General features: G+C 67.6%; 10 protein-coding genes. 5 read left to right on the top strand and 5 right to left on the bottom strand.

Annotated features, from left to right (window positions below; genetic code table 11):
- The first annotated feature begins 34 nt into the window (after positions 1 to 34).
- On the top strand, positions 35 to 1,129 hold the full coding sequence (locus AO716_RS17850) for a TetR family transcriptional regulator (protein WP_152969898.1): 1,095 nt from the start codon (positions 35 to 37) through the stop codon (positions 1,127 to 1,129).
- An 81-nt stretch (positions 1,130 to 1,210) separates the two neighbouring features.
- Here the strand turns inward: AO716_RS17850 and AO716_RS07190 are convergent, their stop codons facing one another.
- From AO716_RS07190 to rsmA, 3 genes are read right to left on the bottom strand one after another with little or no spacing between them, the layout of a single operon-like run.
- Positions 1,211 to 3,070, bottom strand: a complete 1,860-nt coding sequence (locus AO716_RS07190) for an ABC-F family ATP-binding cassette domain-containing protein (protein WP_055240270.1) — start codon at positions 3,068 to 3,070, stop codon at positions 1,211 to 1,213.
- Between the two features lie 23 nt (positions 3,071 to 3,093).
- Positions 3,094 to 4,053: a 4-(cytidine 5'-diphospho)-2-C-methyl-D-erythritol kinase gene (locus AO716_RS07185; RefSeq protein ID WP_235472028.1), complete on the bottom strand. Its 960-nt coding sequence runs from the start codon at positions 4,051 to 4,053 to the stop codon at positions 3,094 to 3,096.
- Positions 4,050 to 4,928 (bottom strand): 16S rRNA (adenine(1518)-N(6)/adenine(1519)-N(6))-dimethyltransferase RsmA, encoded by an 879-nt coding sequence (rsmA, locus tag AO716_RS07180; RefSeq protein ID WP_055240268.1) that lies wholly within the window; start codon positions 4,926 to 4,928, stop codon positions 4,050 to 4,052. Before rsmA ends, AO716_RS07185 begins: the two co-directional genes overlap by 4 nt.
- 232 nt (positions 4,929 to 5,160) lie before the next feature.
- Between rsmA and AO716_RS07175 the strand changes: the two genes are divergently transcribed.
- Positions 5,161 to 6,393, top strand: a complete 1,233-nt coding sequence (locus AO716_RS07175) for a helix-turn-helix domain-containing protein (RefSeq protein WP_152969897.1) — start codon at positions 5,161 to 5,163, stop codon at positions 6,391 to 6,393.
- A 56-nt stretch (positions 6,394 to 6,449) separates the two neighbouring features.
- On the opposite strand, the gene AO716_RS07170 is transcribed toward AO716_RS07175, so the two are convergent.
- Together AO716_RS07170 and AO716_RS07165 are read right to left on the bottom strand one after the other, a co-directional pair.
- Positions 6,450 to 7,583: a transglycosylase family protein gene (locus tag AO716_RS07170; RefSeq protein WP_321164364.1), complete on the bottom strand. Its 1,134-nt coding sequence runs from the start codon at positions 7,581 to 7,583 to the stop codon at positions 6,450 to 6,452.
- A gap of 259 nt (positions 7,584 to 7,842) precedes the next feature.
- The gene (locus AO716_RS07165; protein WP_082413408.1) at positions 7,843 to 8,760 is read right to left on the bottom strand and encodes a TatD family hydrolase; all 918 of its coding nucleotides are present in this window, start codon (positions 8,758 to 8,760) and stop codon (positions 7,843 to 7,845) included.
- Positions 8,761 to 8,858: 98 nt separating this feature from the next.
- Here AO716_RS07165 and AO716_RS07160 point away from each other — a divergent pair, with 98 nt between their 5' ends.
- Genes AO716_RS07160 through AO716_RS07150 form a run of 3 tightly spaced genes read left to right on the top strand, consistent with a single transcriptional unit; the run spans position 8,859 to position 13,756 of the window.
- The gene (locus tag AO716_RS07160) at positions 8,859 to 9,914 is read left to right on the top strand and encodes an AAA family ATPase (protein ID WP_055240266.1); all 1,056 of its coding nucleotides are present in this window, start codon (positions 8,859 to 8,861) and stop codon (positions 9,912 to 9,914) included.
- 3 nt (positions 9,915 to 9,917) lie between these two features.
- A complete protein-coding gene (locus tag AO716_RS07155) occupies positions 9,918 to 11,387 on the top strand; it encodes a DUF58 domain-containing protein (RefSeq protein ID WP_055240265.1) in 1,470 nt (489 codons plus the stop codon).
- Positions 11,384 to 13,756, top strand: coding sequence for a transglutaminaseTgpA domain-containing protein (locus AO716_RS07150; protein ID WP_082413407.1), 2,373 nt, complete (start codon positions 11,384 to 11,386; stop codon positions 13,754 to 13,756). The genes AO716_RS07155 and AO716_RS07150 overlap by 4 nt, the downstream gene beginning before the upstream one ends.
- Positions 13,757 to 13,817: the final 61 nt, after the last annotated feature.

The following is a 13,817-nucleotide window of genomic DNA, read 5'->3' as shown; positions in this document are numbered from 1 at the left end:
GGGTGCGGCCGCCGTGATTGCGTAGACTGAGGGCGTGGCGAGAATAACAACTGCGCGGTCGCGGCCGCGCATGACCGGAGTCCAGCGGCGGGCCCAGCTGATCGGCGTCGCCCGTTCGCTTTTTGCCCTGCGGGGCCTTGAAGGCGCGACCATTGAAGACATCGCGGCCGGGGCCGGGGTTTCCAAGCCCGTGGTGTACGAACACTTCGGCTCCAAGGAAGCCCTCTACACCGAGGTTGTGGACACCGAGTTCGACCGGCTGCTGGCAGCCATCACGGAAGCGCTCGGGGCCGACGCCGGCCCCCGGGTACTGCTCGAACGCGCGGCCTACTCGCTGCTTGACTACATTGAGAACCACACGGACGGTTTCCGGATCCTGGTCCGGGATGCTCCCCCGTCCCAGCCCGAAGGCACCTTCTCCACGCTGCTCTCCCGCATTGCTGCGGACGTGGAGCACATCCTTTCGAAGGAGTTCGGCAGCCGGGGGCTCAGCGCCGAGGTGGGCGGGATGTACGCCCAGATGCTGGTGGGCATGGTTGCCATGACCGGCCAGTGGTGGCTCGATGCCCGCACCCCGGACAAAGCCACTGTGGCGGCCCACCTGGTGAACCTGTCCTGGAACGGCCTGACCGGGCTGCAGAAGGAACCTGCCCTTGGGCACATCCCCGGCGGAGGCATCCCCCTGGTTCTCACGCTCTCCGCGGTCCTGCTGCGCGACGGCGACGGGCGGATCCTGCTGGTCCGCAAGCGCGGCACCCGGCGCTTTATGCAGCCGGGAGGAAAGCTGGAGCCGGGCGAGGACTTCCGCACCGCGGCAGCCCGTGAGGTAAACGAGGAACTGGGCCTGTCCGTTATCCCCGGGGACCTGACCGACATCGGCCGCTGGTACGGTCCGGCTGCCAACGAGGCCAATACCTTCATCGATGCAGGCCTTTTCGCGCTCACTCTCCCCGGGCCCTGCGGAACCGGGAACGCCGTGGCGCCCAGGGCCGCCGCCGAGATCGAGGAAACACTCTGGCTGACCCCGGCCGAGGCATTTGCCCGCAACGACATCTCCCCGCTGCTGCGCGACCATGTGCTTCCCGAACTGCTGGCGCAGGAAAGCCCGGCTCCCGGCGTCGACGGCTAGCCCGGCCGCCCGCGGTCATCGATATGACAGAAACTGCCCGTATCAGCGCTGATACGGGCAGTTTCTGTCATCTCGGCGGGGTTACTCGAGGATCTCGGATGCCTCGAGCCACTCCATCTCCAGCTCCTCCTGCTCGGCGGCCACCGCCTGCAGTTTGGCGTTCAGGTCCGCGAGCACTTCGAAGTCGGGACTTCCGCCGGCCGTTTCGGCATTCATCTGCGTGTGGATCTTCTCAGCCTGGCCGGCGAGCTTGGTCAGCTGCCGCTCAATCCTGGTCAGGTCCTTGCGCGCGTTGCGCTTCTCCGCCTCGGAATACGCCGAACCTGCCACGGCCGTAGCCACGGAACCGGTCCCCGCGGCGTCGGGCCGCGAGGCGCCTGCCTGCGCAGCCCTGCTGGCCTGCGAGGAACTGCCGCCGCCGGCGCCGGAGGCCAGCGCAGCCTCGCGCAGCTCTAGGTACTGGTCGACGCCGCCGGGCAGGTCCCGCAGCTTGCCGTCACCGAGCAGGGCCATTTGGGTGTCGGTGACGCGTTCCAGCAGGTAGCGGTCGTGGGAGACCACGATCAGGGTTCCGGGCCAGCCGTCCAGCACGTCTTCGACCGCAGCCAGGGTGTCGGTGTCCAGGTCGTTGGTCGGTTCGTCGAGCATCAGCACGTTCGGTTCCCCCACCAGCAGGCGCAGCAGCTGCAGCCGCCTGCGCTCCCCGCCGGAGAGCTCACGCACCGGCGTCCACTGCCGCTGGGAACTGAAGCCCAGCTGCTCCACCAGCTGGCCCGCGGAAAGCTCACGTCCGCCCACGTTGAAGACGCGCTTTTCGTTTTCAATGACCTCGATGACGCGCAGATCGGCGACGTCGTCCAGTTCACGGACTTCCTGGGTGAGGACGGCGGTCTGCACGGTCTTGCCGCGCTTCAGCCGGCCGGATGTGGGTTCCACGGTGCCGTTCAGCAGCCGCAGCAGGGTGGTCTTGCCGGCACCGTTCACGCCCACGATGCCGAGGCGCTGCCCGGGAGCCAGCCGCAGGGTGATGTTGCGGAAGAGCTGGGTGTCCCCCAGTTCCAGGGAGACGTTCTCCAGGTCCAGCACGTCCTTGCCCAGCCGCGCCGTCGCCATCTTGTTCAGGGACAGCGTGTCCCGGGGCTCGGGCACGTCGGCGATCAGGGTGTTGGCCGCCTCAATCCGGAACTTGGGCTTGGAGGTGCGGGCGGGAGCGCCACGGCGCAGCCAGGCCAGTTCCTTCTTGATCAGCTGCTGGCGCTTGCCTTCCACAACGGCGGCCATGCGGTCGCGTTCGGCGCGGGCCAGCACATAGGCGGCGTACCCGCCGTCAAACGGTTCCACCACGGCGTCGTGCACTTCCCAGGTGCGGGTGCACACTTCGTCCAGGAACCAGCGGTCGTGGGTGACCACCAGCAGCGCGCCGTCGGTGGCCCGCCAGCGCTGCTTCAGGTGCCGGGCCAGCCAGGCAACACCCTCGACGTCGAGGTGGTTGGTGGGCTCGTCCAGCATAATTACGTCGTCGTCGCCCATCAGCAGCTTCGCCAGGGCAACGCGGCGCCGCTGGCCGCCGGAGAGGGAGGACACCTGCGCGTTCCAGTCCACTTCCTGGACGAGGCCGCTCATGACGTCGCGGATTTTCGGGTCCGAGGCCCATTCGTAGTCAGCGGCATCACCGACGATTGCCTGTCCCACGGTGAGGTCGCCGTCGAGTACGTCGGACTGGTCCAGGTACCCCACCGTGACGTCGCGGCGGCGGGTGACGCGGCCGCCGTCGGCGCTCTGCCGCTCAGCGAGCAGCCGCATCAGCGTGGACTTGCCGTCGCCGTTGCGGCCCACCATGCCAATCCGGTCCCCCTCGTCGAGCCCCAGGGAGACGCCGTCGAGGATGGTGCGGGTGCCAAAGGCGATGCTGAGGTTCTCAGCGCCAAGCAGGTGTGCCAATCGGAACTACTTTCGTTGGTGATTCAGGTTTTGTCTGCCGTCATCCCGGCACCCGCAACGGGGCCGTGGACGGCCAGGGCATTGTGCCCCTCGGCGCGCAGGGCCGCCTGGAGCTGCGCGGCAGCACCGGCGTCCCCGGCCAGGAAAGCGAGGGTGGGTCCCGAGCCGGAGACTAATCCGGCCAGGGCACCCAGTTCGCGTCCGCGGTTCAGGACCGTTTCCAGCTCCGGCGCCAGGGACAGCGCCGCTGGCTGGAGGTCGTTAGTGATAACGCCGGCCAGGGCCGCTGCGTTCCCGGAACGCACCGCTTCAAGCACGCGGGGAGCCGCGGCCTGCGGTTCGGAAGCCGTCGGAGCTCCAACGGTTTCGGCTTCGGCCCGAAGCGCGTCCAGCCGTCCGTAGACCGCCGGCGTGGACAGCCCTGCGCCGGACGCTACCAGGACCCAGTGCAGCGCTTTGTCCGCAGCTACGGCTGTGAGCTCGTCGCCCACGCCCAGCCCGACGGCGGCACCACCGGCAAGGGCGAACGGCACGTCCGCGCCAAGGCCTGCCGCCAGCCTGGAAAGTTCAGTCTGGTCAAGGCCGGTGTCCCAGAAAAGGTTGCATGCCATCAGGGCAGCGGCGGCGTCGGCCGACCCGCCGCCCATTCCGCCGGCTACGGGGACGCGTTTGGTAATGGCCAGGTGCACCGCAGGATCCTGGATCCCGGCATGCTCGGCCAGTGCCGCAGCCGCGCGCGCCACCAGGTTGTCCGGTCCCAGCGGAATCCCGTCCACGGCGATTCCCAGCGGACCGCCGCCGGTGACGGATACGGTGATTCCCGGATGCGCTCCGGCGGCAGCAAGAACCTCTTCCCGCAGGCTCACTGCCAGGTAGACGCTCGCCACGGCGTGGTACCCGTCCGGGCGCCGCGGACCAACCTGCAGCGAGACATTGATCTTGCCCGGCGCGCTGATGCGAACGGAGGAAGGCACAGCGGTCACGATGCCGCCTTCGCCTCGGCGATCCGGGTGTAGGCGTTGATATCCAGCACTTCGCCGCGGGCACTGGGGTCAACGCCTGCTGCACGCAGAGCGGTTTCGGCCGCAGCCGGACTGCCCGCCCAGCCTGCCAGGGCTGCACGCAGGGTCTTGCGGCGCTGCGCAAAGGCGGCGTCGATGACCGCGAACACTTCTTCGCGCGTGGCAGTTGTTGCCGGCGGCTCATGGCGTTCGAAGCCAACCAGCCCGGAAGCGATCTTGGGCGCGGGCCAGAAGACGTTCATGCCGATGACGCCGGCCTTGCGCATGGTGCCGTACCAGGCAGCCTTGACGGAGGGAACCCCGTAGGTCTTTGATCCCGGACGGGCGGCCAGCCTGTCGGCAACCTCGTCCTGAACCATAACAAGGCCGTGGCGCAGGGTCGGGAAAGTTTCGAGCAGGTGCAGTACCACCGGCACGGCCACGTTGTAGGGCAGGTTGGCCACCAGGGCCGTGGGTTCTGCCGGAAGATCGGTAACGCGCATGGCATCAGCCAGCACCACATGAAGGTTTTGGGCCTGTTCCGGCCGCCAGGTCTGGACGGTCAGAGGAAGCCTTTCGGCAAGGACCGGATCAATCTCCACCGCCACCACTTCCCGGGCAGCATCAAGCAGGCCCAGGGTGAGGGAGCCGAGGCCCGGCCCCACTTCGAGGACGGTTTCGGCCGGGTCCACGGACGCGGCGGATACGATCCTGCGGATTGTGTTTCCGTCAATGACGAAGTTCTGGCCAAGGGTCTTGGTGGGCCGCACGCCCAGCTCTTCTGCGAGCTCCCGGATATCGGAGGCGCCAAGGAGCGGTTTGGGCCGGGGAACGGGCGCGGAAACAGATTCAGTCACTGCCTCATACTAGCGCCCGGGACCGGCTCTGCCCTTGTCGGCAGGTAAAGGCGCTAGTCAGGCCAGTCCCCCACGGAACGGGCGGACGACTGCTGGAACGGTAGCTTGAAAAGACTCATTGGATTCCTTCCGCGCTTTCACTGTTGCTCTGCCGCTGGAGGAAACCGGACTGTAGCGTCTTTCTCCGCGGCTGATCCAAGTCTGGCGTACCGGAAGAACGGCGGTAACGGTGATGGGTAAAATCTTTGGTGAAAAGCTTCGAACAGTCCGGCAGGAGAGGTTCCTTAGCCGCAGGGAACTGGGGACACCCCGGTTGCGTGAACGCGAAGTCTCACTGTTGGAGGCTGGACGCCGCGAACCGGACATTGAACTGATCTCCAGCCTTGCCGGGCGCCTGGCGGCAGCTCCCGGGAGCCGCCCCCGGCCCGGCGGTCCCGACGGCGCACTGTTCCTGGCCCTGGCCGCCTGCCAGTCCTGGGATGAACGGGACTATTCGGGCTGCCTGGGGCTGGCGCTTGCCGCTGCCCGGGCAGCGACGGCCGAACATGATCCCCAGGAGTGGTGGCTCTCGTCCCTGCTTGCCGGGCAGGCCCGCCTCAAGCTGGAGGACTACAGCGGCTGCATCCGGCAGGCAACCGAACTTGCCGGTCACAGGCAGGTCCTCAAAAGGCCGGACCTGCGTTCCCGCGCCCAGGGCCTGGCGGCCCGTGCCTGCCAGGGGGCGGGGAAGCTGCCCGACGCCGTCCGGCACGGCAGGGCTGCAGTGGTCTCCGCACAGGATGGAAAGGCAGGGGCCGAAACAACCCTGGAAGCCTATCTGTCCCTCACCGCAGCGCTCGCTGAGAGCGGGCAGCTGCCGGAGGCCTGGGAACTCTGCAGGGTGATGGTCCTGCCGCTCATCGATTCAGTGCCGGATACACTGCTGGCCGGCAAGGGATTCTGGACAGTCGGCAACGTGGCTTTCCGCCGCGGCGACTCCGCCGCCGGCCTGAGATTCCACCAGCGTGCCGGCGCACTGCTCAGTCCCCGGCTGGACGTGGGACTTTGGGCTTCGTTCAACAAGGCCTCCGCCAGTATGCGGCTGTCCTCAGGTCTTCACGACGACCAGACGTTCGCCTGTATCCGGCAGGCGGAGGCTGCTCTCGCCGTCGTGGGCGCCTCGCGCATCGACACGGTGGACCTGATCCATACGCACGGGCGCTGGGAGCAGCTGAGCGGCAACTATGAGCATGCCGTTGACCTGCTCTCCGAGGCGTACGCCCAGCGCAGTTCGCTTCCACCCCAGACAGCGGCCGAAGTGGCGCTGCAGCTGGCGCTCAGCCTGGCGTCCCTGGGACAGACCCAGGCGGCAGCGGATCGGCTGGAAGAGAGCGAATCCCTGTTCAACACGGCCGGTGCGGTTGACCGGAGGGGACATGTCCGGGCTCTTTCAGCTTCACTGGCCCGATACCGCAGGATCCCGTAGGACGGAAAAAGCCGGCCGCAAGGGCCGGCTTTTCCGTGTTTGCAGTGCAGTGAGGGCTAGAGCAGCCCAAGCTTGCGTGCGCAGGAAGGCCAGTGGCCCCAGCCGCCGTTCGCCCGCAGGTTCTCCGCGACGGCGATCTGCTGCTCCGGAGTGGCGTCGCTGGCCACCGGGGCGTAAGCCCCGCCGCCTGCGCCGAGCCAGCTCTGCGTGCTGAACTGCAGGCCGCCGTAGTAGCCGTTGCCGGAGTTGATGTGCCAGTTTCCGCCGGACTCGCACTGGGCCAGTGCGGCCCAGGCACCGCCGGCAGGCGCAGTGCCTCCGGGCGCTGCCGCCGGGGCAGGTGCGGGGCGCTTCTTGGTTCCCACGGCGACTGTCTCGGTTACGGGCTCCCGCGTGACGTCTTCCCGGACCAGTACCCGGTTGACCTCGCGACCGTCGACGACCACTGTGTCAAAGACCAGGATGCGTTCGCCGGCAGCTCCGGCTTCGGTGACCTTCTTTTCGCCTTCGAAGAGTTCCGCGTCCTCAACGCTGCGGGTTTCGAAGGGCACAGGTTCGGTAACGGTGTCCTCGGTGCCGGAAACCACGCGGGTGACCTTCAGCGTCATACCGTCCGCCACGTCTGCCCGGGCGGGGACGGACAGCCGGTCGGAGGAGCCGACAGCGATGCCGGCTTCAGCCAGGACTTCCCCGACGGTGCCGGCGGTGGTCTCCAGCTGGCGGGTCTGACCGTCAGCCAGCAGGGTGACTGTCTTGGGGGTGGAGATGGAAAGGCCCTGAAGTGAAAGCAGGGAGGTGTCCAGTGACGCGGACACGGAGGACTTCGCGGAGACCCGGAGTTCGGAGATCAGGTCCGCCACCGTGGCACCGGTGGTCTGGATGGTATGCCCGGTGCCGTCTACGTTGACGTCAACGGTCTTGGCAGTGGTCACTTCAATTGTGGTGCCGTCCTGCACCTCGGTGGAGGCCGCGGGAACAACGCGGTCTGCTGCCGCGAGCTGGATGTCGGCCTTTGCCAGTACATCCTCAACGGTGCCGCCGAAGGTAATGATGTCACTGGTTTCGCCGTCCACGTTCAGGACGACGGACTTGTTGGTGCCAACAAAGGCCACGAGTCCCAGGATAAGGGCCACCATTACGGCCGCCTGGCCTCCGAGCTTCAGCCCGCGCCTCACGATTGCAGTTGCCACGCCAATTCCAGACTTTTCGAGCTTCCGGGCACGGGGACTTGGGCGCACACCAGGACAGGGCTCCGGGTCTCACGGAGTGCCGGCGCGCGCAGGCAGGGACCATCGCCTTCGTGGTTCGCCTGCTGCCGGAGCAGGGCATGGTTCGCTAAGGCGGTGGTTATCAGTCCGGAAGCCTTCCCCGACCCCGGCTAATAGGTCCCTACCGTAACCGAACCGTGACCTGCGGGCAAACTCCGGTTTCGGCGGGCGGTATTGACACTTAGTCCCAGGACCCGTAGACGGCAGACGTGTTCGCGGCAATCGAGGTGCAGATCTCCGCCAGGTCGGCGTTCCGGATTTCTGCCATGGCGCGCACCGTGTAGGGGATCATGTAGCTGGCATTGTTACGTCCCCGGAAGGGGTGCGGGGTCAGGAAGGGCGCGTCGGTCTCCACCAGGATCAGGGACGGATCTGCGATCGCCAGGGCGTCCCTGATCCCCTGGGCGTTGCGGAAGGTCACCGTTCCGGCGAAGGACATGTACCAGCCGTTTTCGTTGCAGATCCGGGCCAGGCCAGCGTCGCCGGAGAAGCAGTGGAAGACCACCGCGGGCGGCAGGGGTTCCTCCTTCAGGATCCGGACCACGTCATCGTGCGCGTCGCGGTCGTGAATCTGCACCGCCACGCCCGCCCGGCGGGCAATCCCGATGTGCCGGCGGAAGGAGTACTGCTGCGCGTCCATGCCCTCCGGGCCGGTGCGGAAATAGTCCAGTCCGGTCTCCCCCACGGCACGTACCCGCGGCCGGGCGGCGAGCGCCCCGATCTCCTCAAGCGCCGAATCCAGGGTTCCGGCAGCTGCCAGTTCCGGTGCGTCGTTGGGATGGATTGCAACGGCGGCCAGGAGGCGTGGCTCCTCTTCCGCGAGCCGGACCGCTTCCCGGGAGGATTCAAGGTCCGTACCCACCTGGACGGCGCCGCGGACGCCCGCTGCCTGGGCGGCGTCGAGCGCTGCCGCGGCAGTGCCGGCACCCGGGACCCCAAAGTCCAGGTGCGTGTGGTTGTCCATCACCGGTACGGGCAGCGGTTCGGGCGCCGGAGCCCAGGATTTCTTCGTGCCGGGGGAATCCTCCCGCTGGGTGTGTCCCTGCGCAAGGTAGGTCTGCGGTATTTCCCCCGGAACATAGACGCTGTCAATACTCATGTCTTTAAGCCTAAGTGAGCTTGTACCCTGTACGTACTAACCACCAGCCGGGCCTGCTCCTGCCCCGGGCTGACTGTGCCGAGGCTTGGAAGGTATCCATGGACACTCGCAATACATCCGCTGCCACCACCGGATTCGATGCTCCGGGGGCCGGAGCCCCTTTCGCCGGAGGACCGGCAGAGGAAGCGGATACGTTCCTGGCTTCCAGCGCCCGCATCCTGAACGCGATCAACACGGTCATAGACGGCAAGGATGAAGCTGCCCGCCTGGTACTGACGGTGCTGCTGGCTGAGGGCCATGTGCTGCTTGAAGATGTTCCGGGCGTCGGGAAGACCATGCTCGCCAAGACACTGGCCCGGGCAGTGGACTGTTCCGTGACACGCATCCAGTTCACTCCTGACCTGCTGCCCTCGGACGTGACTGGGGTGTCGATCTACAACCAGGATGCCCACCGGTTCGAGTTCCGCCAGGGTCCGGTCTTCGCCAACATCGTGATCGGGGATGAGATCAACCGGGCGTCAGCGAAGACGCAGTCCGCCCTCCTGGAATGCATGGAGGAACGACAGGTGACGGTCGACGGCGGCACTTACCGCCTGGCAGAGCCTTTTATGGTGGTTGCCACACAGAATCCGCTGGAGATGGAGGGCACGTACGCCCTGCCGGAGGCACAGCGGGACCGGTTCATGGCACGCATTTCCCTTGGCTATCCGGATACGGTCTCGGAAATCGAAATGCTGGAAACACACCAGTCGGTCTCCCCGCTTGATTCGATTGTTCCAGTGGTCTCAGTGCGGGACATCGCCGCGATGACCGCCCGTGTCCGGGATGTGTACGTCTCAGGTGCCGTGAAGGAGTACACGGTTGCCATCGGAGCAGCGACCCGGGAACACCCCCAGGTCCGCCTCGGAGCCAGTCCCCGCGCGCTGCTGCAGCTGCTACGGGCTTCCAAGGCCCGTGCAGCGCTGGAGGGACGGGATTTTGTCCTGCCCGACGACGTCGCGAGGCTCGCCGGATCGGTTCTGCCGCACCGGCTGATCCTGGAGCGAAAGGCACTCAGCTCCGGCGAGACTCCTGCTTCCCTGCTTTCGGCCATTCTTGCCAAGGTCCCGGTGCCCAGGCCACCGGCAGCACGGCCCGGCCTGGCGCGGACGTAGCCCATGCGGAAGCCGGCACAGTTCAAGGTGAGCAGGCCTGCGCTGACCACCCGCGGCTGGGGGTTGGTGGCCGCAGGCGTGGCAGCGCTGCTCGGAGCCCAAATCCTGGGCCGCAGGGACCTGCTGCTGCTGGGCGTTTTCCTGATCCTGGTGCCGCTGATATCCGTCCTGGCGCTGCGGCTGCTGAAGCCGCAGTTCACCGTACAGCGGACCTTCAGCCCCTCAACTGCCGAGGCTGGAACCGCAGTGGGCATCACGCTGGCTGTGCAGCCGGTTCGGCCATTCGCAGGCACCGCACGGATGAAGGAGGAACTCCCGGCACGCTTTGGGGCCAGTCCCGAGTTCCACTATCCCGCGGCCCAGACTGACAGTTCGCGGGCCAGCCGGTATTCATACCGGCTGCGTTCCACCCGCCGGGGCCTGTACCGCATCGGTCCGGTCAGCGCAGGCTTCCCGGACCCGTTTGGCCTGGCCGTGGCCCGGCATACAATCGGCGGCACAGCCGAACTGGTCGTGACGCCGGCTCCCCTGGACCTGCCGCCGGCCGTACTGGAAGGGCTGCGGGGAAGCGACGGCTCTGTCCCCACCCGCGTGCAGGGAAACCCGAGCCAGGATGACGTCACCACGCGGGAGTACCGGCACGGGGACCCTATGCGCAGGGTGCACTGGTCAGCCACGGCCAGGCACGGGGAGCTGATGGTCCGGCAGGAGGAAACCGTGGCCGCTCCCCGGGCGACCCTGGTACTGGACCAGCGCGAATCCAGTTACGAGCAGGGATTCCTTTCCTCGCTCTGGGCAGAGAGCGCAGACGACTCCGCGCCGGCCAGTTCCGAGGCATTCGAATGGGCAGTCTCGGCGCTGATGTCGGTGGGAGCGCACCTGCTTGAGCACGGATTCGAAGTCCGGATCCTGGATGCCCTTGCCCGCCCCGGCCTGCAGCGTTCGCCCTCCGCAGTGCTGCCTGACGTTGATCTCTTCAGCGGAACCGCTGCCGTGGCGGACCTTGGTGAGGGCCTGGCTGCACTGGGTTTGGAGGCAGCCGCGTCCTCCGGCGCGGGCGGGCCGCTGCCCCTGCGTTCCAGGCCGTGGCGACGGTCCGGAAGCGCTCCCCCGGCGGGAGCGCATCCGTATCCGGAGCGGACTCCGTCTGCGGCCCAGGCTGAACGGGGGCCGTTCGGTGACAGCTTGCTGCAGGCGCTGCAGGATGGCCGGCACCGGGGACCCCTGGCAGTGATCACCGGCGCGCTCACCGAAGAAGATGCCGCACGCCTGGCGCCGATGGCCGATTATGTGCCTTCCGCCCTCGCCCTCGTCGTAACTGAACGCCCAGCCTCTCTCTCGGCTCAGCTGGCGGTTCTGCGTTCCGCCGGCTGGACTGCCGTTGCCGCATCCCCGTCACAAGCAGTCGCGGCAGCGTGGGCAGGGGCTGCCGAGCATGCCGCTTCCCTGGCGAACCCGGGACACCGCCCATGACCGCAACACTTGCCCCGCCGCGTCCGCCCCGGGCCGGCCCGCCAATAAGGACTCGCCGCACCGGCAACTCCCAATGGCTGTTTGGCGCCGTGTCCGCAGCGGCCGTAATGCTCTGTGCCATGAGTATCCACGGCGTCGTCGAAGGCTCCGCCTGGATCTGGCCGCTGGGCATGGCGGTGGGTGCTGTGGCCGGAGGTGCCGCCCTGGCCAGGTGGCTTCGGTTCCCGACTGCGCTTGTTCCCGCGGCCGGGCTGGCTGCGCTGGCCATGGCACTGACCCTGATGTTCGCCGCGGACGAAAGTTTTCTCGGCGTCATTCCCACCGGCGGGACCCTGGCCCGTGGCGGCGAGCTGCTTGCGGGTGCCCAGACCACCGTAATCACTCAGGTCATCCCCGTAGTCCCGGATGCGGGGGTCGTGTTTATCGCCTGCCTCGCCGTCGGTCTCGTCGCCGTACTGGTGGATACCCTGGCGGTCACACTGCGCATGCCGGCTGCCAGCGGCCTGGGGCTTTTCACCCTCCTGCTGGTCCCGGCTGTAATCAAGCCGCAGAGTGTGGGGGTCGCGGGTTTCACGGCCGCAGCAGCCGGGTACCTGCTCGTCCTGGCAGCGGGAACCTGGCAGGACCGGAGGGACCGCTCAGCCGAAACCAGCGTTGCCCGGCCCACGGGTCCCCAAGCCGCCGGAGCAGCCGGGATCGGGGCCGCAGCGCTGGTGGCCGCACTGCTGGTTTCGCTGGCAATCCCGGGTTTTACCACCGGCGCATTCCCCCAGGGTGCCCGCTTCACCATCTTCAGCGGTTCCACGGGCCTGAACCCGGTCGTCACGCTTGGAAATGACCTGCGTCAGCCCACGGCCACGGGCCGGATCACCTACGCAACCGATTCCACGCGCCCGGTGTACCTACGCTCAACCACGCTCGAGGACTTTTCCGGCAGCCGCTGGGCGCCGGACCCCCGCAATCAGGAACGGCGGTCCGGGATCTCCGGGATGGAGCCGCCGGAAGCACTGGATTCGGCTATCCCCACGGATACCGTCACCACTGTGGTCAGCTCCCCTAGTTATGCCAGTCCCTGGCTGCTGGCTCCATATGCACCCTCGGAGGTCTCGGAGCTCAGCGGATCCTGGACATGGGACCCGGCAACAATGACCATCCTGTCCGCCAGCGGCAGCTCCGAGCCGCGGGCCGGCTACCGGGTGCTCAGTGAGACCCCGGTTGTGACCAGCGAGACTCTCTCCGGACTGCCTGCTGCGTCCCCGGACTCCGTGGAACCGATGTTTACCAGCCTGCCGGACAACCTGCCCCAGATCATCCGTGACACTGCGCAGGAGGCTGTCGCCGGCGCCGAGACCCCCTACGCCCAGGCGCTGGCCCTGCAGTCCTATCTGCGCGGCGCCCAGTTTGACTACTCCCTCGAGGCCCCGGTCGAGGGCGGCTACGACGGCAATGGCATCGACGTCCTGGCGAGGTTCCTTGAACAGCGCTCGGGGTACTGCATCCACTTCGCGTCGGCCATGGCTGTGATGGCCCGCGAGGTAGGGATCCCCAGCCGCATGGGGCTGGGCTACGCGCCCGGCCGGGCAACGGGCGAGACTATCGAGTCGGAAGACGGCACCGAACTCAACGAGTTCGCGGTGGATGCGCGGGACGCGCATGCCTGGCCCGAGCTCTATTTCGAAGGCGTGGGCTGGGTCCGGTTCGAACCCACCCCGTCCCGCGGCGTGGTGCCGGCCTACGCCGTCCAACGGCAGCAGAACGCCGCCTCCGCGGCACAGGCCGACGCCGATCCGCGTGAACTGCAGAATCCCCTGCCCGCTGTGCCGCCGGCGGCTTCACCCGCACCGGGTTCGCAAACCGAGGCGCTGAACCCGGAAGAGACCGCCGGGGCACCGTGGGCCGGCGTCGGAATCGGTGTGCTGGTGGCCGCAGCGGCTGTGCTGGCGCCGTGGGCGGTACGGCGCCGCCGGAGCTCCCTGCGTCGGCTGGAGAGTACCCGTTCAGGCAGCGCGGCACCGGCGTGGGCGGAGGTCACTGATCTGGCCCAGGACTTTGGTTACCGTGCCCGTACGGCTGACAGCCCCCGCTCCTACTCAGACCGCCTTGCCGTCCAGGCTGCCTTCCCGCCGCCCGCTGCGGCTGCGCTGGCCCGTCTGCGGGCCGCTTATGAGACCGAAGCGTACGCCGGCCCTGCCTCCCCTGATCGGAATGGTCCTGGCCGGAACCCCGCAGACTGGGCGGACGTGGACACGCTCCACCGCGCCCTGCGATCCTCTGTGTCCACCGGAGTCCGGCTGCGTGCCCGGTTTTTCCCGGCTTCATTCCTGCCCTCTTCGCGGAGGCAGGCCGACGCCGCATCACCGGCAGCTTAAAGCAGCGGGTCCCGTGCAGGGAGACTGTGCTCCCCGGACGGGACCCGCTGTCAGCTATGCA

Origin of the sequence: Arthrobacter sp. Edens01, assembly GCF_001307035.1 — a bacterium.
In the GTDB taxonomy this organism is placed as follows: Bacteria; Actinomycetota; Actinomycetes; order Actinomycetales; family Micrococcaceae; genus Arthrobacter_B.
Note: the sequence above shows the minus strand (reverse complement) of the source record. Positions and strands in the feature narration are given on the sequence as shown.